This window comes from Craterilacuibacter sinensis (assembly GCF_009831765.1).
Lineage (GTDB): Bacteria > Pseudomonadota > Gammaproteobacteria > Burkholderiales > Chromobacteriaceae > Craterilacuibacter > Craterilacuibacter sinensis.
The window spans coordinates 1-22487 of sequence record NZ_WSSB01000012.1 but is presented as its reverse complement, the minus strand read 5'-3'; the positions used below and the strand labels follow the sequence as shown (position 1 = coordinate 22487).

26 protein-coding genes are annotated in these 22487 nt (G+C 59.4%); 17 read left to right on the top strand and 9 right to left on the bottom strand.

Annotated features, from left to right (window positions below; translation table 11 throughout):
- Window positions 1-8: 8 nt before the first annotated feature.
- On the bottom strand, window positions 9-959 hold the full coding sequence (locus GQF02_RS12545; protein ID WP_160797605.1) for a GMP reductase: 951 nt from the start codon (window positions 957-959) through the stop codon (window positions 9-11).
- A gap of 198 nt (window positions 960-1157) precedes the next feature.
- Window positions 1158-1757, bottom strand: a complete 600-nt coding sequence (locus tag GQF02_RS12540) for an IMPACT family protein (protein WP_160797603.1) — start codon at window positions 1755-1757, stop codon at window positions 1158-1160.
- A 110-nt stretch (window positions 1758-1867) separates the two neighbouring features.
- On the opposite strand from GQF02_RS12540, the gene GQF02_RS12535 reads away from it, so the two are divergent.
- The 10 genes from GQF02_RS12535 (at window position 1868) to GQF02_RS12490 (ending at window position 10720) form a co-directional block, all read left to right on the top strand.
- Window positions 1868-2299 (top strand): NfeD family protein, encoded by a 432-nt coding sequence (locus tag GQF02_RS12535; RefSeq protein ID WP_160797601.1) that lies wholly within the window; start codon window positions 1868-1870, stop codon window positions 2297-2299.
- Window positions 2296-3207 carry an SPFH domain-containing protein gene (locus GQF02_RS12530; protein ID WP_160797599.1) on the top strand — a complete coding sequence of 304 codons (912 nt, stop codon included), beginning with the start codon at window positions 2296-2298 and terminating at the stop codon, window positions 3205-3207. Before GQF02_RS12535 ends, GQF02_RS12530 begins: the two co-directional genes overlap by 4 nt.
- Window positions 3208-3258: 51 nt before the next feature.
- Window positions 3259-3792, top strand: a complete 534-nt coding sequence (locus GQF02_RS12525) for a septation protein A (RefSeq protein ID WP_124736137.1) — start codon at window positions 3259-3261, stop codon at window positions 3790-3792.
- Window positions 3792-4094 carry a YciI family protein gene (locus GQF02_RS12520; protein ID WP_160797597.1) on the top strand — a complete coding sequence of 101 codons (303 nt, stop codon included), beginning with the start codon at window positions 3792-3794 and terminating at the stop codon, window positions 4092-4094. The genes GQF02_RS12525 and GQF02_RS12520 overlap by 1 nt, the downstream gene beginning before the upstream one ends.
- A complete protein-coding gene (locus GQF02_RS12515; RefSeq protein ID WP_160797595.1) occupies window positions 4091-4357 on the top strand; it encodes a BolA family protein in 267 nt (88 codons plus the stop codon). Before GQF02_RS12520 ends, GQF02_RS12515 begins: the two co-directional genes overlap by 4 nt.
- A 54-nt stretch (window positions 4358-4411) precedes the next feature.
- A complete protein-coding gene (locus GQF02_RS12510) occupies window positions 4412-5179 on the top strand; it encodes a peptidylprolyl isomerase (RefSeq protein WP_160797593.1) in 768 nt (255 codons plus the stop codon).
- 149 nt (window positions 5180-5328) lie between these two features.
- Window positions 5329-5742 (top strand): DUF3617 domain-containing protein, encoded by a 414-nt coding sequence (locus GQF02_RS12505; protein ID WP_160797591.1) that lies wholly within the window; start codon window positions 5329-5331, stop codon window positions 5740-5742.
- A gap of 200 nt (window positions 5743-5942) precedes the next feature.
- Window positions 5943-7154: an ammonium transporter gene (locus GQF02_RS12500; RefSeq protein WP_160797589.1), complete on the top strand. Its 1212-nt coding sequence runs from the start codon at window positions 5943-5945 to the stop codon at window positions 7152-7154.
- Between the two features lie 123 nt (window positions 7155-7277).
- A complete protein-coding gene (locus GQF02_RS12495; RefSeq protein ID WP_235930185.1) occupies window positions 7278-9269 on the top strand; it encodes a helicase-related protein in 1992 nt (663 codons plus the stop codon).
- 44 nt (window positions 9270-9313) lie between these two features.
- Entirely contained in the window at window positions 9314-10720 is a 1407-nt protein-coding gene (locus tag GQF02_RS12490) for a class II fumarate hydratase (RefSeq protein WP_160797587.1), read from the top strand.
- Here the strand turns inward: GQF02_RS12490 and GQF02_RS12485 are convergent.
- From GQF02_RS12485 to apaG, 6 genes are all read right to left on the bottom strand, one after another.
- Window positions 10717-11571 (bottom strand): hypothetical protein, encoded by an 855-nt coding sequence (locus GQF02_RS12485; RefSeq protein WP_160797585.1) that lies wholly within the window; start codon window positions 11569-11571, stop codon window positions 10717-10719. The genes GQF02_RS12490 and GQF02_RS12485 overlap by 4 nt on opposite strands.
- Window positions 11546-12085, bottom strand: coding sequence for a peptide deformylase (gene def / locus GQF02_RS12480; protein ID WP_160797583.1), 540 nt, complete (start codon window positions 12083-12085; stop codon window positions 11546-11548). Before def ends, GQF02_RS12485 begins: the two co-directional genes overlap by 26 nt.
- Before the next feature lie 158 nt (window positions 12086-12243).
- Window positions 12244-12846 (bottom strand): lysine exporter LysO family protein, encoded by a 603-nt coding sequence (locus GQF02_RS12475; protein ID WP_124736128.1) that lies wholly within the window; start codon window positions 12844-12846, stop codon window positions 12244-12246.
- On the bottom strand, window positions 12843-13118 hold the full coding sequence (locus tag GQF02_RS12470; protein WP_124736127.1) for a LysO family transporter: 276 nt from the start codon (window positions 13116-13118) through the stop codon (window positions 12843-12845). The genes GQF02_RS12475 and GQF02_RS12470 overlap by 4 nt, the downstream gene beginning before the upstream one ends.
- Before the next feature lie 154 nt (window positions 13119-13272).
- Complete coding sequence (locus tag GQF02_RS12465) at window positions 13273-15060, bottom strand: ABCB family ABC transporter ATP-binding protein/permease (protein ID WP_124736126.1); 1788 nt, start codon at window positions 15058-15060, stop codon at window positions 13273-13275.
- Between the two features lie 174 nt (window positions 15061-15234).
- Window positions 15235-15651 (bottom strand): Co2+/Mg2+ efflux protein ApaG, encoded by a 417-nt coding sequence (gene apaG / locus GQF02_RS12460; protein WP_235930184.1) that lies wholly within the window; start codon window positions 15649-15651, stop codon window positions 15235-15237.
- 131 nt (window positions 15652-15782) lie between these two features.
- Between apaG and GQF02_RS12455 the strand changes: the two genes are divergently transcribed.
- From GQF02_RS12455 to trpE, 5 genes are all read left to right on the top strand, one after another.
- On the top strand, window positions 15783-16163 hold the full coding sequence (locus tag GQF02_RS12455; protein ID WP_160797581.1) for a hypothetical protein: 381 nt from the start codon (window positions 15783-15785) through the stop codon (window positions 16161-16163).
- A 69-nt stretch (window positions 16164-16232) separates the two neighbouring features.
- The gene (rpe, locus tag GQF02_RS12450; protein ID WP_160797714.1) at window positions 16233-16916 is read left to right on the top strand and encodes a ribulose-phosphate 3-epimerase; all 684 of its coding nucleotides are present in this window, start codon (window positions 16233-16235) and stop codon (window positions 16914-16916) included.
- The gene (locus GQF02_RS12445) at window positions 16916-17662 is read left to right on the top strand and encodes an SDR family NAD(P)-dependent oxidoreductase (RefSeq protein WP_160797579.1); all 747 of its coding nucleotides are present in this window, start codon (window positions 16916-16918) and stop codon (window positions 17660-17662) included. Before rpe ends, GQF02_RS12445 begins: the two co-directional genes overlap by 1 nt.
- A gap of 17 nt (window positions 17663-17679) precedes the next feature.
- Window positions 17680-18348, top strand: a complete 669-nt coding sequence (locus GQF02_RS12440; RefSeq protein ID WP_160797577.1) for a phosphoglycolate phosphatase — start codon at window positions 17680-17682, stop codon at window positions 18346-18348.
- Between the two features lie 131 nt (window positions 18349-18479).
- Window positions 18480-19943 (top strand): anthranilate synthase component I, encoded by a 1464-nt coding sequence (trpE, locus tag GQF02_RS12435; protein WP_160797575.1) that lies wholly within the window; start codon window positions 18480-18482, stop codon window positions 19941-19943.
- 63 nt (window positions 19944-20006) lie between these two features.
- On the opposite strand, the gene GQF02_RS12430 is transcribed toward trpE, so the two are convergent.
- Window positions 20007-20891 carry an AraC family transcriptional regulator gene (locus tag GQF02_RS12430; RefSeq protein ID WP_160797573.1) on the bottom strand — a complete coding sequence of 295 codons (885 nt, stop codon included), beginning with the start codon at window positions 20889-20891 and terminating at the stop codon, window positions 20007-20009.
- A gap of 232 nt (window positions 20892-21123) precedes the next feature.
- On the opposite strand from GQF02_RS12430, the gene GQF02_RS12425 reads away from it, so the two are divergent.
- Window positions 21124-21426, top strand: coding sequence for a putative quinol monooxygenase (locus GQF02_RS12425; RefSeq protein ID WP_160797571.1), 303 nt, complete (start codon window positions 21124-21126; stop codon window positions 21424-21426).
- Window positions 21427-21454: 28 nt separating this feature from the next.
- Window positions 21455-22252, top strand: coding sequence for an SDR family oxidoreductase (locus tag GQF02_RS12420; protein WP_160797569.1), 798 nt, complete (start codon window positions 21455-21457; stop codon window positions 22250-22252).
- Window positions 22253-22487 lie beyond the last annotated feature (235 nt).

Genomic DNA, 22487 nt, shown 5'->3' with positions numbered 1-22487 from the left:
CTATTGCCTCAGCGCGGTACGCGTATCATCTCGACGTCGCGCAGGGCAGCCAGATCGCGGCCACCGGCATAGCTGACCGAGGACTGCAGGTCTTCCTGCAATTCAAGCAGCAGCTTGTCGATGCGACCCTTGTACTCGACCAGAATCTTCTTGCCCTCGACGTTGACGTAAGCACCTTTGTTGAACTGCGAGGCGCTGCCGAAATATTCCTTGTACAGCTTGCCGCTGATCTCGACGATCTCGCCAGCCGACTCGTCAAAACCGGCAAACAGCGAACCCGCCATCACCATGGTCGCGCCACACACCAGCGCCTTGGCAATATCGCCATGCTCGACGATGCCGCCATCGGCAATCACCGGTACGCTTACCGCCGCAGCGCAATCCTGCACCGTCGAAATCATCGGACGATGAAAACCGGTTTTGTTCTTGGTAATGCAGACGCGGCCACCGGCAATGCCGGCCTTGATTGCATCACAGCCCCAGGCTTCCAGTTCGCGCGCGGCCTCGGCCGTGGCAATATTGCCGCCGATGATAAAGCTGCCCGGAAAGCTGGCCTTCAGATGCTTGATCATGCGCTCGGCCTTGACGCACCAGGCGTTGGCCACATCCAGCGTGATGTACTCGGGGGTCAGGCCGGCGGCCTGAAGATCGCTCACCTGCTGGTAGGAGTCCTCGTTCACGCCCATGCTGATGGAGGCAAACAGACCTTTTTGCTGCATGTCGGCAACAAATTCAACCACACTCACATTGAAGCGGTGCATGGTGTAAAACCAGCCCAGGCGCGCGAAGTACTCGCAGGATGCGGCATTGACCACGCTTTTCATGTTCGAAGGGTAAACCGGCATGGTAAAACGGCGCGGACCGAAGGCGACCGAGGTATCGCATTCCTTGCGGCTGTCGACCACGGTTTTCTTGGGAACGAGATAAACATCGCCATAGTTGATTTCGGTGCTGATCATGCTGTGCCTCACGGGAATTTACGGGATTAAAAACAGGGGGCCCCATAAAAAAAGGGAACCGTCGCCGGCTCCCGTTTGCACTTTCCCCGCAGCGGCGTTTGGCGCGCTGCACGTCAGTTCGGCTACACATTAGCGTGTGACACTTGCTGGCGTCAACCCTTTTATCTCGACATAAAACTACTTACGCAGGCAGCATGACTAGCCGCCAAAGGAATCGCCATCGTGCATATCGACGACCCCGCCCAGACTATCAAGCAAGTGCCGGCGCAGCGTATCGGCCTGCGCCAGCGGCAGGCTGACCCTCAGGCGCACCTGCTCAGCGTAACAGGCTTGCACGATGGCAAGATCGTGCTGCACACACCAGTGGCGCAGGCTGTTTTCGTGGGCAAAACCGCACACCAGCCACCAGGAAGCCAGCGCGACAACTGGCGTTTTTTCTGCGGCATCCAGCGCCGCCACCGCCGCCTGGCTATAGGCACGCATCAGGCCGCCTGCACCCAGCTTGATCCCGCCAAAATAACGCACCACCACCAGCAAGACATTCTGCAACTGCCGGTGCACCAGCACATTGTAAATCGGCCGTGCCGCCGTACCGGAAGGCTCGCCATCGTCGTCCATACCCGAATCGCCGGCGCACAGTAAAACCCAGCACACATGGCGTGCAGACGGGTGCTCGCTACGGATGCGAGCCAGTTCGCGCTGCGCCTGTGCCCGCTCGCTGACCGGCAGCGCCATGGCGATAAAACGGCTCTTGCGGATGTCTGTTTCGGCTTGTGCCGCTTGCTTGATCTGATACATGGGCGCGAGTCTAGCGCCGGACGCGGCCAAAGGTAAGGGCAAATACCGCATTGCCCTTACCTGCCTAAACACCGACAATGCAATATCGCCATAAATATCTGGAGCTTGCCATGACAGCCGGCATCTGGCTCAGCCTGGCACTGGCTGCGCTGATAGGTGAATTTTTAAGCGGCACGTTTTATCTGCTGGTTTTCAGCGCGTCCTTTGCCATCGCATCGCTCGCCAGCTTCTTTGGCGCCGCACCCGCCGTGCAACTGATACTGGCCAGTATCAGCGCCCTTGTTGGTGTTGCCTTTTTGCGCCGCCACCGCAAACGCCTCAACACACAAACACGCGCCCGCGTGGATGACCCGGATCTGGGGCAGCGCGTCGAAATATTGCATATAGACGAAGCACGCCAGGCCCGGGTGCAATACCGTGGCACCTGTTGGGATGCCGAAGTCAGGTCACCCAGGCTCACCGAAGGGCAGCACGCCTATATTGTCGGTCGTGACGGCAACCGCCTGATCGTCGACACCACCCCACCGGAGGAAAACGCATGATTTCCACACTCGTTTTATTCGCCGCCGCACTGGTATTCGTACTGCAGGCTGTCCGCGTCGTGCCGCAGCAAAGCGCGCTGGTGGTCGAGCGCCTTGGCCGCTTCCATGCCGTACTCAAGCCCGGCCTCAATATCATCATTCCCTTTGTCGACCGAGTCGCCTACCGCCACAGCCTGAAAGAGATTCCGCTGGATGTACCCAGCCAGATCTGCATCACGCGCGACAACACCCAGCTCAAGGTCGACGGCATCCTGTACTTTCAGGTGACCGACCCGCAGCGCGCAAGCTACGGCTCCAGCGACTACATCATGGCGATTACCCAGCTGGCGCAAACCACCTTGCGTTCGGTTATCGGCAAGATGGAACTGGACAAGACTTTCGAAGAGCGCGACGAAATCAACACCTCGGTCGTCGCCGCACTGGACGAAGCCGCCTCCAGCTGGGGGGTAAAGGTTTTACGCTACGAAATCAAGGACTTGGTACCACCACAGGAAATCCTGCATGCCATGCAGTCGCAGATTACCGCCGAGCGCGAGAAGCGCGCGCTGATTGCAGCATCCGAGGGGCGCAAGCAGGAACAGATCAATATCGCCGCCGGCCAGCGTGAAGCCTCCATCCAGAAGTCCGAAGGTGAAATGCAGGCGGCCATCAATACCGCGCAAGGCGAAGCCGAAGCCCTGCGTCTGGTCGCCGACGCCAATGCCCACGCGCTGCGTGCCGTAGCGCAAGCCATTGCCGAACCTTCCGGCATCGAGGCAGTCAACCTCAAAGTGGCCGAGCAATATGTCGAAGCCTTCGCCAAACTGGCCAAGACCGGCAATACCCTGATTCTGCCGGCCAATGCAGGCGATGTAGCCGGACTGGTCGCCACCGCCTTATCCGTAGTCAAACAGGCACCGAAAAGCTAAACTGCATGGCCGCGCTTGTCTTGGCGCGGCCAAGCCCACATAATTCCCCGCATGAAAATACTGACCGACCTCCTCCCCGTCCTGCTGTTTTTTGCCACTTACTGGTTTACCCGCGATATTTTCTCGGCCACCGCTGTTGCCATCGTCGCCACCGCCGCCATGGTTGCCTTTGCCTGGGTACGCCACCGCAAGGTCGACACCATGCAATGGGTCAGCCTGGCGCTGATCGTGGTACTGGGCGGCGCCACCCTGCTGTTTCACGACAAGCAGTTCATTATGTGGAAACCCACCTTGCTGTACTGGGCCATGGGCGCCGGTCTGCTGATCGGCGAGATGGCCGGCAAGAACGGCATCAAGGCCATGATGAAAGAGCAGGTTGCCCTGCCCGACCCCGTCTGGCGCAAGCTTAATTTTGCCTGGGTCGCTTTCTTTGCCTTTATGGGTGCGCTCAATCTGTATGTGGCCATGAGCTTCAGCGAAGAAATCTGGGTCAACTTCAAGCTGTTCGGCGGCATGGGGTTGATGCTGGCCTTCGTGGTTGCGCAAAGCCTGTATCTGTCACGCTTTATCGAGGAAAAACCGTAATGCTGTACGTTATTCAGGGTGAAGACGTGGCAGGCTCGCTGCCGCAACGTCTGGCCGCCCGCCCCGCCCATCTTGCGCGCCTGCAAGCCTTGCAGGACGCAGGCCGCCTGCTGCTGGCCGGTCCTTTTCCAGCCATTGATGCCATAGATCCGGGCCCGGCCGGCTTTTCCGGCAGCCTGATCGTGGCCGAGTTCGCCTCGCTCGCCGACGCGCAGGCATGGGCCGCAGCCGACCCTTATGTCGATGCCGGCGTTTATGCCCAGGTAACGGTCAAACCCTTTCGCAAGGTGCTGCCGGCATGAGCGATACCATCCGCCTGATGCAGGACAAGCTGGCTACCCTGGCGCCGCAACATATCGATATCCGTGACGACAGTGCCAAGCATGCGGGTCATGCCGGTGCACGCGCAGGTGGCGGCCATTACCAGCTCTACATCGTCAGCGACGCCTTTGCCGGCCTGACAACGCTGGCGCGCCACCGTCTGGTCTACGACACACTGGGTGAGATGATGCAGGTGCGCATACACGCACTGAGCATCAGCGCCAAGACTGCACAAGAATCCTGAACCCGAACTTGCCCGAGCAAGCACGCCATTTCGACCAAGAAAGCAGAAAACCAGATGAAGAAACTGACCCTAGTGACCGCCGCAGTGCTGTCGGCCTTTTCCTTTGCCGCCCAGGCCGCCTCGGTCAACGGCCAGGCCATTTCCCAGCAGCGCATCGACGCTGTCGTCAAAATGATGCAGGCACAAGGCCAGCAGCAGGTATCGCCGGCCATGGCGAGCGAGCAGATCATTACCGCCGAAATCCTGCGTCAGGAGGCGGTTAAGCGCGGCCTGGACAAGTCGCCAGCCGTACGCGCCCAGTTGCAGAACCTGGAAGCCATGACCCTGGCCGACGAGTTGCTGCGCGACCATGTACGCCGCAACCCGATAACCGATGCCAAACTGCTGGCTGAATACAATGCGCTGAAAGCGCAAATGCCCGCCAAGAAGAGCTACCGCGCGCGCCACATCCTGGTGAAAACCGAAGCCGAAGCCCAGGCCATTATTGCCGCGCTGAAAAAAGGCAAGCCGTTTGCCCAGCTGGCCAAGGAAAAATCGCAAGATCCGGGTAGTGCAGTACAAGGCGGGGATCTGGGCTGGAGCGAACCGGGTGCGTATGTGCCACCATTTGCCGAAGCACTGGGTAAACTGTCCAAGGGTCAGGTGACCGCCGTTCCGGTGAAAACCGATTTCGGCTGGCACATTATCCAGCTGGAAGACAGCAAGAGCGAAAGCCTGCCGCCACTGGACAGCATCCGTCCACAACTGACCCAGCGCGTACAGGGCATGATGGTCGAGGACTATATCAAGTCGCTCAAGAGCAAGGCACAGATCCAGCCTTAAGCCCTGATGGACACGGATTCAGCGAGCCCCGCCAATGTGCGGGGCTTTTTTCTGGCCGCAACATTTATGCCGAACACCCAAGCCCGGCAAATTGACAAAGCATAGTGCGTAAACCATACCTCCAGAGCAACGCTTTCAAGGAGAAACCTATGCGCCGCTTTGCTCCCGCCCTCCTCTTTGCCCTTGCCAGCCCGGTGTTTGCCGCCTCCCCCATGCAGCCCGGGTTATGGGAAATCACCACCACCATCCAGATTCCCGGCGTCAAGACAGACACCCCCCCCGTGACAGCCCGCCAGTGCTTTAGCCCAGCCCAGCTCAAAGAAACCGGACACCCGCTTCCGGCCAGTCCAGGCTGCACCATCACGGACAGCAAACACAGCGGCGAGATCACCCGCTGGCAGATGCAGTGCAAGATGGAAAACAGCGTCATGAATGCCACAGGCGAGATCCATTACAGCGCCCAGTCCTATCAGGGCAGTGCCCGCTTTAGTGACAGCAGCGGCAAGAAAACCGAAACGGTCGTGCACCGCTATAGCGGCAAACGCTTGGGTGCATGCCCCTGAGTCTGCGCAATTTCGCGCCACAAACCGGTATCCCAATTCAAATGTTTCAGGCAAATACGGAATACATGCGCCATAACAAGACGGTGCAAGCTGCCTTTGCCGGCAGCTTGTTTTTCACAAGCACGCAGCTCGCCATGCCGTAACGCGCCAATCCTGACATTGCGGCATGCTGCGGGCGGATAGCAAAACAGGAGATGTGCATGTACCTCATCAACACCGGCGACACCGCCTTTATCATTTTATGTACGGCGCTGGTCTGCCTGATGACCCCGGGGCTCGCATTGTTTTACGGCGGTCTGGTTCGCAGCCGCAGCATGCTGTCCATCATGATGCAAAACTTCATTTCCATGGGCGTGATTACCGTGGTGTGGATTTTTGGCGGCTTCAGTCTGGCTTTTGGCCCTGATGTCGGCGGCGTGATCGGCGATTTAAGCTACTTCGGCTTCAGTGGTGTCGGCGCCATGCCGCATCCGCACTATGCGCCCTCCATCCCCTTTATCATGTTCTTTGCCTACCAGATGATGTTTGCCATCATCACGCCGGCACTGATCACTGGTGCTTTTGCCGAGCGCTTTGATTTCAAGGCATACCTGAAATTCATCGTACTGTGGATGCTGCTGATCTATGTACCGGTCGCCCACTGGATCTGGGGGGGCGGCTTTCTGGCCAGACTGGGTGCGATCGACTTCGCTGGCGGCATCGTGGTGCATACCACCGCAGGCTTTGCCGCGCTGGCAACCGTAATGTTCCTGGGCAAGCGCGACATTGAGCCCGGCGACAAGCCCGAGCCTAGCAATCTGCCACTGGTGGCCATCGGTGCCGGCCTGTTGTGGTTCGGCTGGTTCGGCTTTAATGCCGGTGGCGCTTATGCAGCCAACGCACTGGCCGCCTACGCCTTTGTCAACACGGCGGTAGCGGGTGCCGTCGCCATGGTGGTGTGGCTGCTGCTGGCCTGGCGCTTTGAAGCCAAACCCAGCTTCTCCGGCGTACTGGTTGGCGGCGTAGCGGGTCTGGCCACCATTACCCCGACCGCCGGCTATGTCGAGCCCTGGGCGGCGGTATTGATCGGAGCTATCGGTGCGACCGTGTGCTACTTCGCCAAGGTGCTGCAGGCACGCTTCAAATACGATGACGCGCTGGAAGTATTCCGTGCCCACGGTGTGGGTGGCGTCACCGGCTCCTTGCTGGTCGGCCTGCTGGCCAACCGTGCCATCGACGACGTCAGCGGCGGCCTGCACCAGTTCGCCATCCAGCTTCTGGCCGTGGTGATTGTTGCCGTGTACTCCTTTGGTGTGACCTGGATGATCATGAAGCTGATCCACAAACCGCGCGTCAGCCGCGCCGAAGAGGAAGAAGGGCTGGACGAAGCCCTGCACGGCGAACACGCCTACCATTTCGACAAGAACAACTAAACCGCAGCGATGTCAAAGACGGCACAAACCGGCAGAAATAGCCGGTTTGTGCCGTCTTTGTGCAGCTGAACACCCGCACAGGGCTTATATGAAAACGCCGATTGCCCTATTATCGCAGCCCCGATGCCTGAAAGCCCCGACTTGCACCCTATGACTGCCACCACCTCCGACCCGTTTGAAACCTCGGCCCTGACCGATTACCTGCAGGTGCACAAAGCCAGCCTGATTACTTCGGACGGCAGCTATGCCGTATCGGTGCAAGGCGAAATCTGTCTGGGCAAGCGCGTCATTTCCTACCATCTGGTGCCGGACGAAGGCTTTCTGGGCAAGAGTGCCAAGTGGCGGCGCATGGACAACACCGCCAAGCTCGCCCTGCTGCGCGAGCGCTGGAACGAAAACACCCGCGCCCAACTGGAAACCAAGCTGAGCGCCTGCGCGCAGCAAGTCATCGCGCTGGCGGCCGAGTTCGAGCTGGACCCGACCCGCGCGCTGGGCGCCTTCAAGGCCAAGTACGAGCGTGCCAGCACCCGCGTCACACTGGCACTGGACCGCATCAAGGAGTTGGCCAGCACGCTGGACGCCGAGCGTCAGGCCAAAAAGACCCGCGATGCCGTCAACCTGTCGCTCTACCCCGAGTCCTTTACCATGGCGCAAGGCATGGCGCGCCATTTCATCGCAGTACTTGGGCCGACCAACTCGGGCAAGACCCACGGCGCGATGGAGCATCTGGCCAGCGCGAAAAGCGGTGCCTATCTGGCGCCCTTGCGCTTGCTGGCCATCGAAAACTACCAGCGCCTTCTGGATGCCGGCGTTGCGGTCAGCCTGATTACCGGCGAGCAGCGCAAGCTGCACCCAGGCGCGACCCACGTCGCCAGCACCGTGGAGATGCTCAACCCGAACAAGATGATCGAGGTCGCGGTCATTGACGAAATCCAGCTGCTGGATGACCCGGACCGTGGCGCGGCCTGGACCGCTGCCGTGTGCGGCGTACCGGCCAAAACGGTGTATCTGTTGGGCGCGCTGGAAGCGCGTGGCGCAATCGAGTCGCTGGTCAAACGCGTAGGCGGCACGCTGGAAGTGCGCGAACTGCAACGCATGTCGCCACTGGAAATGGAAAAAGCGCCCCTGGGCTCGCTGAAAAACCTCAAGCCGGGCGATGTACTGATCGCATTTTCGCGCCGCGAAGTGCTCAACTGGCGCGACCAGGCCATCGAGCAGGGTTTTGCCGTGTCGGCCATTTATGGCAATCTGTCGCCCGAAGTGCGTCAGGCGCAGGCCGAACGCTTTATCAGCGGTGAAACCAGCATCGTGGTCGGCACCGACGCCATCGGTATGGGCTTGAATACGCCGGCGCGGCGCGTCATTTTCACCACGGCCAACAAATGGGACGGCTACGCCGAAGGGATGATCAGCGCGTCGCTGGCCAAACAGATTGCCGGTCGCGCCGGGCGCTTTGGCCAGCACGAGGCCGGCTTTGTCGCGGGCCTGGATGGGCGCACGCACAAGGCGATTGCCGCCTTGCTGCTGGAAAAATCCGACCCGTTGCCCACCAGCGGCTTTTACGTCGCACCCAACCTCGACTATCTGGAGCAGATCGCCGCCGCCACCGGGCAGGACAAGCTGGAGCCGCTGCTGGAATTGTTTACCAAGCACATCAATGTGCATGACGAATTTTTTCTGCCGGCCAACTTGTCCGAACAAATGGCCAAGGCGCGCTGGCTGGATGCGCTGCCGCTAAGCCTGCCCGATCGCGTCACCTTCAGCCTTTGCCCAGTCTCGACCAAGATTCCCATGCTGGAAAACGCCTTGCATGACTGGGCCGAATGCCGCGCCAAAAAGCGCAGCGCCTCGCTGTTGCGCATGGAAGGCACAGGAGGACGCCAGCGTCTGCAATATCTGGAAGACACCTGCAAGCTGTATGCCGCCTATGCCTGGCTGGGCTATCGCATGCCGGACACCTTCCCGCACGGCGAGATGGCACAAAGCCTGATGCAATCGACCTCGGAAGAAATCGATACCTTGCTGCAGCGCCAGAACAGCCAGTTGCGCCACCCGAAAAAGCCGCAAAACAGCCGCCGAGGGCCGCCTTCAGGCAATCGCTCGCGTCGCGGCTGATTCAGGACGGCTATGCTGTCCTTGTCAAACGACAGGGGCAGCACATGAAAAGCCAGCGTACCGAATACGATTCCATGGGGCCGGTCGAAATCGCAGACGGCCGGCTATGGGGGGCGCAGACCCAGCGCGCCCTCGCCCACTTTGCCATTGGCGAAACGCCGATGCCGCATGCGCTGTTAAGCGCTTATGCGCGCCTGAAAAAAGCCTGTGCGCTGGCCAATAGCGAGCTTGGGCAATTGACAGCGGCGCAAAGCGCACTGATCTGTCAGGTGTGCGACGAAATACTGGCAGGCCGGCACGACGCGCAATTTCCACTGCCGCCATGGACAAGCGGCAGCGGCACCCAGTTCAACATGAACGTCAATGAAGTCATCGCCAATCGCGCAAGCGAGCTTGCCGGCGAAGCGCCAGGCAGCCACCAGCCGCTACACCCCAACGACCACGTCAACCGCTCCACCTCCAGCAACGACACCTTCCCCACGGCCATGCATATCGCGGCAGCGCTGGCCACCCATCAGCACGTGTTGCCGGCTCTTGCCCGCCTGCAACACGGCTGCGCCGACAAAGGCCGCGAGTGGAATGGGCTGCTCAAGGTCGGGCGCACCCATCTGATGGACGCGGTGCCGATGCGCATGGGGCAGGAATGGCAAGCCTTTGCCAGCCAGCTGCTGGCCGCGCATGCCGACATCAGCCATGCACTGGCCGGTGTGATGCAGCTGGCGCTAGGCGGCACGGCAGTGGGCAGCGGCCTTGGCGCGCCACCGGGCTTTGCCCGCGCCGCCATCCTGCATCTGGCCAACTTCACCGGCCTGCCCTTTCGCGAGGCGGATGATCATTTTTCCGCCCAGGGCGCGCACGACGCCCTCGCCCGCCTGTCCGCCTCACTCAAGACGCTCGCCGGCATCCTGTTCAAGATCGCCAACGATGTGCGCCTGCTGGCCAGTGGCCCGCGCTGCGGCCTGGCCGAGCTGAAACTGCCGGACAACGAACCGGGCTCGTCCATCATGCCGGGCAAGGTCAACCCCACTCAGTGCGAGATGCTGGCCATGGTGGCATTGCAGATCATGGCCAACGATCAGGCGGTGACGCTTGGCAACGCTGGCGGCATGCTGCAGATGAATGTGTACAAGCCGCTGATCATACGCAACCTGCTGGAGTCCTTGCGCCTGGCTGGCGATGCAATGGACAGCTTTAACCGGCATCTTGTCGCAAACTGCCAGCCAGACAGCGCCCGCCTTGCGCGCGATGTCGAGAATACGCTGATGCGCGTGACCGCACTGGCGCCGGTCATAGGCTATGAACAGGCGGCCAGAATCGCACAACGGGCGCTGGCACAAGATGTGCCGCTACGGGTAGCGGCCTTGCAAATGGGGGTGGAAGCGGCGCTATTCGATAAGCTATGCGATGCCGGAGAAATGGCCGGCCCTGCCAGGCAGACAGGCCGGGACTAAGCAGCGCAGCGCGTAAGTCCGCTTGTCGCCAAAAGCTGCAAGGCCGCCCCCAGCATCACCGTCTGGGCAGCCAAGGCGCCTGCGGTAGCCTCGACATTGATATACGGGATCGCGTGAGCTGCAGCATAAACAGACAAGGAGCCATCGTCCGGCGCGTCCTTGTCTTGCAGCACCACATTGAAACCCTGCGCGGCCAGCGGCAAGAACAGCCGCTTTTCGCTCACCAGTAAAAACTGGTCGGGCGAAACACCCGGCACCAATGACACTTCAGCGGCGCTACTGGCTAGCGCGCCGCCGGGCAGATAGCTGGCGGCCGAATAGCCGCCGGGATGGTTATTGTGCAGGCTGATGATGGCACTGGCGCTATCTAGCGCCAGTTGCGCAAGCAAAGCCTCGGTAAAACCGGCCAGCGCGAGGCGCGCGGCCGCGCTGTTCGAACCGTAGTGCTCCAGTGTTGCCGCAAGCCCTGCCCGGCTGAAGATACGGTTGGGATCGGCGCGTGCATCATCGCCATTCACCCCAAAGCGCAACAGGCGCCCGCCGCCATGGTGCAAACTCAGCAAACGTCCGCCATAGCGCGGCAGCAAGGCGCCACCGGCAGCCAAGGCCGTGCGTTCATTCTCGTGCACATTCAGCAGCAGTACGCAGGACGTGCCACTGCGACGCTCGGCCAACAGCACGGCACCGTCTCCCAGCGCCAGACGGGTGAGCTTGCTGCCCGGCTCGATAGCGGTGGTGGCTGGCGGTATAAAAAGTGGCTGCGGCCGGCCGGCACAGCCACTCAACAGGACAAGCAGCAGAGCCGACAGCAGGCGCAGGGCAAGATCAGGCCGTCGTCCGTGCCGCGACATATTGCTGGTACTCTTCTTCGCTGAAGACATCATCCTGGTGCTCGACCCGGTCAAGAAACACCAGCCCGTCCAGATGATCCAGTTCATGCTGGAAAATGCGCGCAACAAAACCGTCCAGCACCTGCCGGCAACACTGGCCGTGGCGGTCGGTATATTCAACCTCGATGCTCTGGTGGCGCGGCACCAGAGCACGCAAGCCGCCAACGCTCAGGCAGCCTTCCCAGTCCTTGACCTTTTCGCTGCCATAGCACAGCACGCGCGGGTTGATCATGGCGGTCGGCGCCATATCGGGCGCATACGGGTAGCGCACGCTGGGACGGGAAGCCACGACAAACAGGCGTAGCGAAGAAGCAATCTGCGGGGCGGCAATGCCGACCCCGTTTGCCTCCTTGACGCTGGCAATCAGTGTATCAATCAGCGATTGAACGGCTGGCGCATGAATATCGGCCACAGGCTGCGCCACCTGGCGCAGTACAGGGTGGCCTAGCTGGATAATGGGGGTGTCGGCAGGCACGGCAGAACTCCGGAAACGGATGGCAGTTCCAGATCATAGCAGAGCACGGTGTCGCCCTTTAGAAGGGAGATGAATCAAGGACGCTTGGCGCCGACGGGCTTTGTAGTTTGTGTCCGCTGCGCGGACACACCCCAAACCAGACTTTTCCGGCATCGCCTTTAGAAACGGCAGAGAAAAGTCACCAGAAACGGCACCGACAGATCCACGGCAAAGCCGTGCAGCATGGCGACAAAAATCCAGTCACGCCCGCACACGCGGCTGATCACCGGCAAGGTCGTGTCCATAGTGGTGGCGCCACCGGCGGCAATCGGCGCCAGCTTGCCGAAAGCCTTGAATAGCAGCGGCGCCATCAATAGCGCGAAAATTTCACGGAATACATTGGACACCAGCGCGATGGTGCCAAGCTCGGCGCCCTTGTACTGGGTGATAAAGATGGAAGACAGCGAGTAGTAGCCGAAGCCCGAACCGATCGCCATCGACTCGGTGGCCGACACATTATCCAGCGCAAAACTGATGGCAAAGCTGCCCAGCAAGGTGCCGACTATGGTGGCCAGCGGAATCAGCAGGATCTTGGGCTGCATGCGCGCGATGGTGCGGCGCAGGGTGTCGTCGGCCCCGACCGATACGCCAACGCAAAACAGCAAGAAAAACAGCGCATACAGGGTAAAGTCGCTCTCGCTCAGCCACAGCGGCAAAGCGCCCGACCAGCCCAGCATCACCCCGAGCACGAAAAAAGCAATAATCGTCAGCGCGCCCTTCATGCTTCATCCTTGCGGAAAAAGCGCACATAGACCCACCACGACGCCAGTACGCTGCCCATGGTCGACGCCAGCGAAATCACCACACCGGTCACGCCTATGGTCGACAGATTGGACAGGATCGCCTCATTGCCGCCCACCGACAGGCCAAGCAGAAACAGCAGCAGGAAAATGGCCAGCGAAATCAGCCGGCCGATATGGCGCACATGACGCCAGTCGCGCAGCAAATGGCCGGCGACAATACCTGCCAGCAGACAGGCAATCACACTGAACATGGGAACTCCGCAAACAGGATGCGCGCCGGCGCAAAGCCGGACACAGCTAAACAGGACCCATCATGTTTACCATGCGCCGCAACATTGCTCAACCCGTTCCGGATACTGTATTTGATTTTTAAATGACAAAGCCGGCATTCACCGGCCCCGCACGCTATGCCTCGGCCACTTCCCCCTGCTGCTGCAAGGCCCACATCTCGGCATAGCGCCCGCCTTTTTCCACCAGCGCACGGTGCGTGCCCTGCTCCAGTACGCGCCCGTGCTCCAGCACCACAATCTCGTCGGCGTCGACCACGGTAGACAGGCGATGCGCAATCACCAGCGTGGTGCGGTTGGCCGAGATGGCCGCCAACTCCTGCTGGATGGATTTTTCGGTGCGCGAATCCAGCGCACTGGTGGCCTCATCGAAAATCAGGATGGGCGGATTCTTGAGAATGGTGCGGGCAATGGCTACGCGCTGTTTTTCGCCGCCGGAAAGCTTGAGGCCGCGCTCGCCGACCATGGTGTCGTAGCCATCGGGCAGGCTGACGACAAAATCGTGGATATGCGCGCTTTTGGCGGCCTCCACCACCTCGGCCTGGCTGGCACCGGGGCGGCCATAGGCGATGTTGTAGCCGATGGTGTCGTTGAACAGCACCGTATCCTGCGGCACGATGCCGATATGGGCGCGCAGGCTGTCTTGCGTCAGTGCGCGGATATCACGGCCATTGATGCTGATGCGGCCATGGCTGACATCGTAAAAGCGGAACAGCAGGCGCGACAGCGTCGATTTGCCGGCACCGGACGAGCCGACCACCGCCAGTGTCTTGCCCTCGGGAATAGTCAGGCTGACGCCATGCAGAATCTGGCGTTTGCTGTCGTAGCCGAAATCGACGCTATCAAAGCGCACGCTGGCGCTACGCGTATCCAGCACCTCTGCATTGGCCGCATCATCCACCTCGGCGCCTTCATCCAGCAGGGAAAACATGCGCTCCATATCGGCCAGCGAGTGGCGGATTTCGCGATAGACAAAACCGAGAAAATGCAGCGGCGACCATAACTGGGTCAGGAAGGCCGACACCAGCACCACATCGCCCACGCTCATGGTGCCGCCCACCACGCCTTGCGCCGCCATCACCATCACCGCCGTCACGCCAAAGGCGATAATCACGCCTTGACCGGCATTCAGCATGGACAGCGATACCTGGTTTTTCACCGCCGATTTTTCCCATGCCGCCAGACCCGCATCGTAGCGCGCGGCTTCTACGCCTTCGTTGCCGAAATACTTCACCGTCTCGTAATTGATCAGCGCATCGATTGCCTTGCTATTGGCCTTGGAGTCCAGTTCGTTCATCGAGCGGCGAAACACCGTGCGCCACTCGGTCACCAGCAAGGTGAAGGTGATATAGACGGCGATGGTGGCAAAGCTGACGATGGCAAACCACACATCGTAGCGCGCCAGCAAAATGCCGATCACCAGTGCAATCTCGATCAGCGTCGGCAGGATATTGAACACGGTGAAGTTGAGCAAAAAGCCGATGCCCTTGGTGCCACGCTCGATATCACGGCTCATGCCGCCTGTCTGGCGGTTAAGGTGAAAGCGCAAGGACAGGCGGAACAGATGGTTGAATATCTGCCGCGCCACCTGACGGATCGCACCCTGAATCACCCGCGCAAACACCGCGTCGCGCATTTCGCCCAGCACGCTGGACAGCAAGCGGGCAATACCGAAGCCGGCCAGTGCCATCACCGGCACCGCCAGCGCACTTGCCGGCACCGACAAAGCGTCAACAATATCCTTGAGGTAAAGCGGCACGGTCACGGTCGCGACCTTGGCCAGAATCAGGCAGGACAGCGCCAGCACCAGACGGAATTTGAACTGCATCAGATAAGGCAGCAGCGTTTTTAAGGTCTTGACGTCGTTGCGGTTGCTTGGCGCCGGGCCGGTATGGGTAAATCTCATGACAAAAACTTGCCTATTGGTGACAGTTTGACCAAGAGTGAATAAAACACCCAAGGCCAAACTTATGTGGATTTTATTGCTGGAAGCGCTGTTCGCCCTGTTGCTGGGCGGCTTTATCGTCTGGTGGACCTGGCCACGGGGTTAGGAAAATACCCGACACCCCACGTCACATCCTCAATGCAGCATCCGCGGCAGGACCAGATGGAACTCGGGAATGTCGGCATCAAAACGCTGGCCATCGTCCGCCTGCATCTGGTAGCTGCCGCGCATCTGGCCCCACGGCGTCGTCAGCTGAGCCCAGCTGCTGTACTCGAACACCTGGCCGGGCGCCAGATGAGGCTGCTCGCCGATCACGCCCTGGCCCCGCACCTCCTGCAGCGCGCCATGTGCATCGCTGATCAGCCAGTGGCGACTGATCAGCGTCGCGCCGATATTACCCAGATTGCGGATACGCACCTGATAGCCAAAAGCGTACTGGTCATGGGCAATATCCGATTGCTCCTCGATAAAAAAAGCACTGACCTCAACCTCAATTCGATACTGCTCGCTCATATCCCGTCCCTGTGTCTGTCCCGACAATGGTTGCATCATAACCTGTCCCGGCTAGCTTGCCTGCAACAAGGATCATCCCGCCCTGACACCCCACCTTAGGCAATTGACATTGCGATGGCGAATGGCGAGAATCAGCCGCCGCCCTGTAGCGGTTTTCCTTGCCTTTGCCCATGTCCGAGCACACCTCCCGCCTGAAACTGCCTTCACGCAAACATGCCGCCATTGGCGCCGGCTTAGTGCTACTGGCCATTATCGTTGCCACCTTGCTGTCGTCAGGCGGGCAGACCCTGCCCGGCGCGCAAAACGGGCCGGAACTGCTCGCGCCGTATACGCCTTCATCCAATGAAGACAGCGTCAGCGCCTATACGCCCAAACCCCACTCCAATACCGTGACCATCCTGCCACGGGCCACGAGTGTGCGTACCACCCAGCCCGATCAGGCCGCCAGCGATGCGCTCGCCACCTTGGCAGAAGAAGTCACCATCGTGGAGGAGGCGGCCCCGCCAAGCGCGGAGCCCGCTGACACCCCCGCCGCCGAGCTCACGCACTGATACGGCAATCCGCCATGGCAGCTCAGGAACAGGGGCGTTACAATAACGGCCCCATCCTACCCTGCCGACATCATGAATTTCCGTATCGCACCCAGCCTGCTTTCCGCCGACTTTGCCCGTCTGGGCGATGAAGTCAAAGATGTCATCGCCGCTGGCGCCGACATCATCCACTTCGACGTGATGGACAACCACTACGTCCCCAACCTGACCATAGGCCCGCTGGTCTGCGAAGCCATCCGCCCGCACACCACCGCACCCATCGACGTGCACCTGATGGTCAAACCGGTCGACGCGCTGGCGGCGATGTTTGCCAAGGCCGGTGCCGATATCATCACCTTCCATCCGGAAGGCTCCGAACACATCGACCGCACGCTGGGCCTGATCCGCGATGCCGGCTGCAAGGCCGGCCTGGTGTTCAACCCGGCAACCAGCCTGTCCTACCTTGACCATGTAATGGACAAGGTAGACATGATCCTGATCATGTCGGTCAACCCCGGCTTCGGCGGTCAGAGCTTTATTCCCGAGGCGCTGAACAAAATCCGCGCCGCACGCACGCGCATCGACGAATACACGGCAAAAACCGGGCGCGAAATCTGGCTGGAAGTTGACGGCGGGGTCAAGGTCGACAATATCCGCGCCATCGCAGAGGCCGGTGCCGACACCTTTGTCGCCGGCTCCGCCATCTATGGCCAGCCCGACTACAAAGCCGTCATCGACGCCATGCGCGCCGAGCTTTCCCAGGCAGGTCGCTAATGCGTCACGGCATCCTGCTCACCGGCGCCTCGCGCGGTCTGGGCGCTGCCCTTGCGCGCACGCTCGCGACAAAAGACAGCGATCTTGTCTGTATCGCGCGCCAAAGCGATGAGACCCTCACGCTGCCCGAGGGCGCGCGCCTGGCCTGGGTGCAGGCGGATCTGGCCGACAGTGCCCTGCTGGAACTGGTGGCAGAGCGCGCGCTGGCGGCACTGGGGACAGGCCCGTTTGCCACGCTGACGCTGATCAATAACGCCGGCACCGTTGCGCCCATCGCCCCGTGCGGCCACTACCCGCAAAGCGGCGTCGAGCACGCACTGGCGCTTAACACGCTCGCCCCCATGCTGTTATGCAATGCGTTTCTGGCCTGGGCGGCAGGGCGCGGCGCGCAGGTGCGCATACTCAATATCTCGTCCGGCGCGGCCGCTTCGGCCATCGCCGGCTGGAGCGTGTATGGCGCGAGCAAGGCAGCGCTGGACCATTTCAGCCGCTGCGTGGCGGCCGAGCAGGCAAGCTTGCAAGATGGCGCACGCGTGGTTTCGCTCTACCCCGGCGTGATCGATACCGCCATGCAGGGCGAAATCCGCGCTGCCGACATCGGCCACTTCCCGTCGCGTGCCCGCTTTGATGCGCTCAAGGCCGATGGCGCGCTCAGCACGCCCGAGGCGGTCGCACAGCGCATCGCGGATTTTCTGGACAGCCCGGCCTTCGGCAGCGAGCCGGTGGCTGACATCCGTAAACTTTAAACTGGCTGGAACACACCATGGATTTAAAACACATCAAGGCCGTTGCCTTTGATCTGGACGGCACGCTGTGCGACTCCATCCCCGATCTGGCGATCGCCGCCAACAAGATGCGCGAGCATCTGGGACTGGCACCGCTGGCCGAAATGCGCATTCAGGAACATGTCGGTGACGGCATCGCCAGCCTGGTACACCGCGCGCTGACCGATGAGCGCGACGCGCAGGCAGAGCCTGCACTGTGGGAGGCGGGCTATAGCTATTTCATCCGCTATTACCGCGACCATCTGGCCGACCACACCTTGCTCTACCCCGGCGTAAAAGACGGCCTGGCCCTGCTGAAGGTGCTGCGCCTGCCGCTGGTGGTGATCACCAACAAATCCGAACGCCTCGCCGTACCGCTGCTGGAACAGCTGGAGCTGGGCGACTTGTTCTCGCTGGTCATCGGGGGCGACACCCTGAGCGAGAAAAAGCCGTCGGCCATGCCGCTGCAACACACCGCCATGGTGCTGAACCTCAAGACCGAAGAAATCGCCATGGTCGGCGACTCGATCAACGACATCCTGTCGGCCCGCGCCGCCGGCAGCCCGGCCATCGCGGTGAGCTACGGTTATGCCGATGCCGCCAATCTGGGCGCAGATATCGTGCTCGACAGCCTTGCCGAACTATACGATTTAATGAAAAATGGGTGACAATGGAAACTATTTAATGAAAAGAAGTTAAATCATGCATTCACTCCCGGTTTTCCGGCGCGGCCGATGGCGTAGCTCACAGCCCTGACCCACGCCTTATTCCACCGCCGTTTTCCAACCGGGAGCTTGACATGCAACACGAAGAATTCAGCCGCCTCGCGGCCCAAGGCTATAACCGCATCCCCGTCACCCTCGAGCTGTTCGCCGACCTCGACACCCCCTTGTCGGTCTACCTGAAGCTCGCCAACGCACCCTATTCCTATCTGCTCGAATCGGTAGTCGGCGGCGAGCGCTTCGGCCGCTACTCGTTTATCGGCCTGCCCGCCACCACGCGCTTGCGCGTCAACGGCCAGCGCGTGCAGGTCGAGTACGGCGACAAGGTGATTGAACACCACGATGGCGACCCGCTGGCCTTTATCGAGGCGTTCCAGACGCGCTTTCGCACCCCGCCGCTGGACGCGCTGCCGCGCTTTACCGGCGGCCTGGTCGGCTACTTCGGCTACGACACCATACGCTACGTCGAAAAACGGCTGGCGGCGGCGAAAAAGCCCGACCCGGCCGGCACACCCGACATCCTGCTGATGCTGTCCGAAGAGCTGGCCGTGGTCGACAACCTGTCGGGCAAGCTCTATCTGGTGGTGTACGCCGACCCGGCCATGCCCAATGCGCTGGCCAAGGCCCAGGCGCGCCTGGCCCAGCTGCGCGCCAAACTGCGCGAGCCGGCACCGATGCCGCTGTCGCTGCCGTCCGCCCCCACCAGCGCCCGCTCCGAATTCGGCCAGGCCGCGTTCAAGGACGCGGTCGAGTCGGCCAAACGCTATATCGTCGACGGCGACATCATGCAGGTGGTGCTGTCGCAGCGCATGGCGATGCCGTTCAGCGACTCGCCCTTGTCGCTGTACCGCGCGCTCAGAAGCCTCAACCCGTCGCCGTATATGTTCTTCTACCATTTCGACGACTTCCACGTGGTCGGCGCCTCGCCCGAAATCCTGGTGCGGCGCGAACACGACAGCGTCACCGTGCGCCCGATCGCCGGCACCCGCGTGCGCGGCAAGACCCGCGACGAGGACGAGGCACTGGCCGCTGACCTGCTGGCCGACCCCAAGGAAATCGCCGAGCACGTGATGCTGATGGATCTGGGCCGCAACGACATCGGCCGCGTCGCAGAAACCGGCAGCGTGCGCGTCACCGACAATATGGTGATCGAGCGCTACTCGCACGTGATGCACATCGTCTCCAGCGTCGAAGGCACGGTCGGGCCCGAAGTCTCCAATATCGCCATCCTGAAAGCCACCTTCCCCGCCGGCACCCTGTCCGGCGCGCCCAAGGTGCGGGCGATGGAAATCATCGACGAGTACGAGCCGACCGGGCGCGGCGTCTACGGCGGCGCCGTCGGCTACCTCGGCTTCTCCGGCGACATGGACCTGGCCATCGCCATCCGCACCGCAGTGATCAAGAACGACACCCTGTACGTACAGTCCGGCGCCGGCATCGTCGCCGACTCGGTGCCCGAATCGGAATGGCAGGAAACGCAAAACAAGGCGCGCGCGGTGATCCGCGCGGCGGAGTTGGTTCAGGCGGGGTTGGATGGGTGAGGGTAATAGCGATGCGCCAAAATACTAGAAGATAACGTCTAAAGTTTCCGTCAATAATTATATTTATTGTTTTATATATGAATAGGCAATTTTTGCCGCCGCACTGGGCGAATGGCCAAAATAGTTTTTAAACTCGCGACTGAATTGCGATGTACTCTTGTACCCAACTTTTTTTAATACGGTGCTTATTGGTAAACGCTCATGAACCAGAAGGCTTTTGGCTTTATTTAGTCTGATCTCTTTTAGGTAGCGCAAAGGGGAAGAGCCAGTTACTGCTTTAAACGTACGATGAAATACGGAAGGGCTCATATTGGCAATACAAGCCAACTTCTCGACTGAAAGGTTTTTTTCATAGTGGTGATGTATGAAAGAAATAGCTTTGCCGGTGCCATTGTGTCGTGATTGCACGGCAAGCTTCGCAAGCATGGCCCCGTGCGGCCCCTTTAAAACATGATAAATCAACTCCCTCACTAATTCTCTTCCAATTACGCGGCAGTCTTCAGCGTTTTGCAGGCACGCTATTAATCGATCAACGCATGCCTGCATTGATCCACTTACTACAGCTGGAGCCACTCCACACAAACTCTCGGACAATGGTGGCGTAGGGGTGTAAACCTCTAGTAAATTACCCAAAACTACCGGTTCGATATCGACAATAATTCCGAGCAGGGGATTTTCAGGTGTCGCGAAGGTTTCGCACTCGAAAGGTGTAGGCAAGGCAACCACGAGATAATTGTTTTCGTTATAATTAAATATCGATTCACCCAAATAACCCGTTTTACTACCTTGCCCGACAAGCACGATACTGGCTGGGTAAACCAGAGGCGTACGTGCCACATGCTGCTCCCCCCAAAAAAATCGAACGGATGGAATAAGTGTTTGTTCGACCCCTTGAGACCGACCTCCAGCTAAACTCGCCCTAATTTCATGCAATGGTTGAATATACATATGAGCCTCAAATAGATTTCAAGATTGCGGTCGTTTGCCTTTCTATTGTAGATAACAGATATCACATAATAAATAGTTGACAATTTTTATAGATGCATTGTATTTGCTGCAAATATAAAAGGTCAGGCAGGATCGGGCAACAAATGAATAGGATTTGGCATATCACCATTTTTTTATACATCCTACTCTGAGCTTGAGGTAACTGGCCTCGTACAGATGATCAGGAGCTAACATGGCGCAGAGTAGTGAAATTTTCGTGACGGCGCAGTTTCGAGTCCAACCAGGGCAGGAGGAGGCAATGCGCAGCTTGTTGAGCAAGCTGGCAGAAGCTACGCGTACGGAGGCTGGTTGTCTTTCATATCGATATTGCCAATCAACCAGCGAACCGCTTTGCCTGACATCAATCGAGCACTGGCAAGATGGTGCTGCGGAGGCTGCACACTGGAAAACACCGCATCTGCAGGAAGCACTGGCCGCGCTGGGTAGTCTAATGGATGGCGAGGCAGAGGTGCATCGCTATCGGCCGTTTGAATAAGTATGCATGGAGCACAAGGAGACAAGAAATGGCGAAAAAAATTCTGATCACAGGCGCTGGCTCTGGGCTTGGCAAGGGTTGCGCTCTGGGCTTGGCTACAGAGGGGCATCAGGTGATTGCTGCTGTCGAGTTGTGGAGTCAAGTAACTTTGCTAAGAGCCGAGGCTCAGGCTGCAGGTCTGAATACCATGAATGTAATTAAACTAGATGTATGTGACGAAAGTGACCGCACTTATGTGGAACGCTTTGATATAGACATTCTAGTAAACAATGCAGGAATTGGAGAGACGGGACCAATTGCAGAAATACCTCATGAGAGGATACGAAAGGTGTTCGAGGTGAATGTGTTTGGGTCACTAGCTCTGGCTCAACTGTTTGCCAAGAAATTTGTAAAGCGAGGATCAGGAAAAATCGTATTTGTTTCGTCGATGGCAGGGGTTTCAACTTATCCATACCTTGGCCCTTATAATGCATCCAAGCATGCCCTTGAAGCCATAGCACAGTGCATGGCAAGCGAACTGAAAGAGTTTGGAGTACAAGTTTGCACAATCAATCCAGGAGCATATCGGACAGGATTCAATGATCGAATGTATGAGACATTTGAGCATTGGTATGATCCGGCGAGAAATTTTACGCCTGAAAAACCATTACGTGAAATTCAGGCTGCCATCGCGGCTCCAGTCGGACAGGAAGACCCTCAGACAATGATCGATCTGATGGTGAAGACAATCCCGGCTGAGCACCATAAATTTCGCACTATGATTCCGGCTTCGGTGGAGCAGTGGTGTAAAGACTATCAGGCCCGCATCTGGGATGACGAAATTTGAGGGCAGCCATGGCTATTGAAGAAATTCTGGAGCTAGTTGCCAAAACTGAAACTCCGCAAACTCACGCGGGGGATCACCAGCACTTCAACGACATATGGATCGTTGAAACCGAAGCGCGTAGGGTGGATTAGGCCGCAGGTCGTAACCCACCAACTGTTTGCACGGCGTAATACCTCTGTGGGTTACGCCGCCGCTGGCGGCTAACCCACCCTTGTATCTGTTGTCTCGTGGTGAT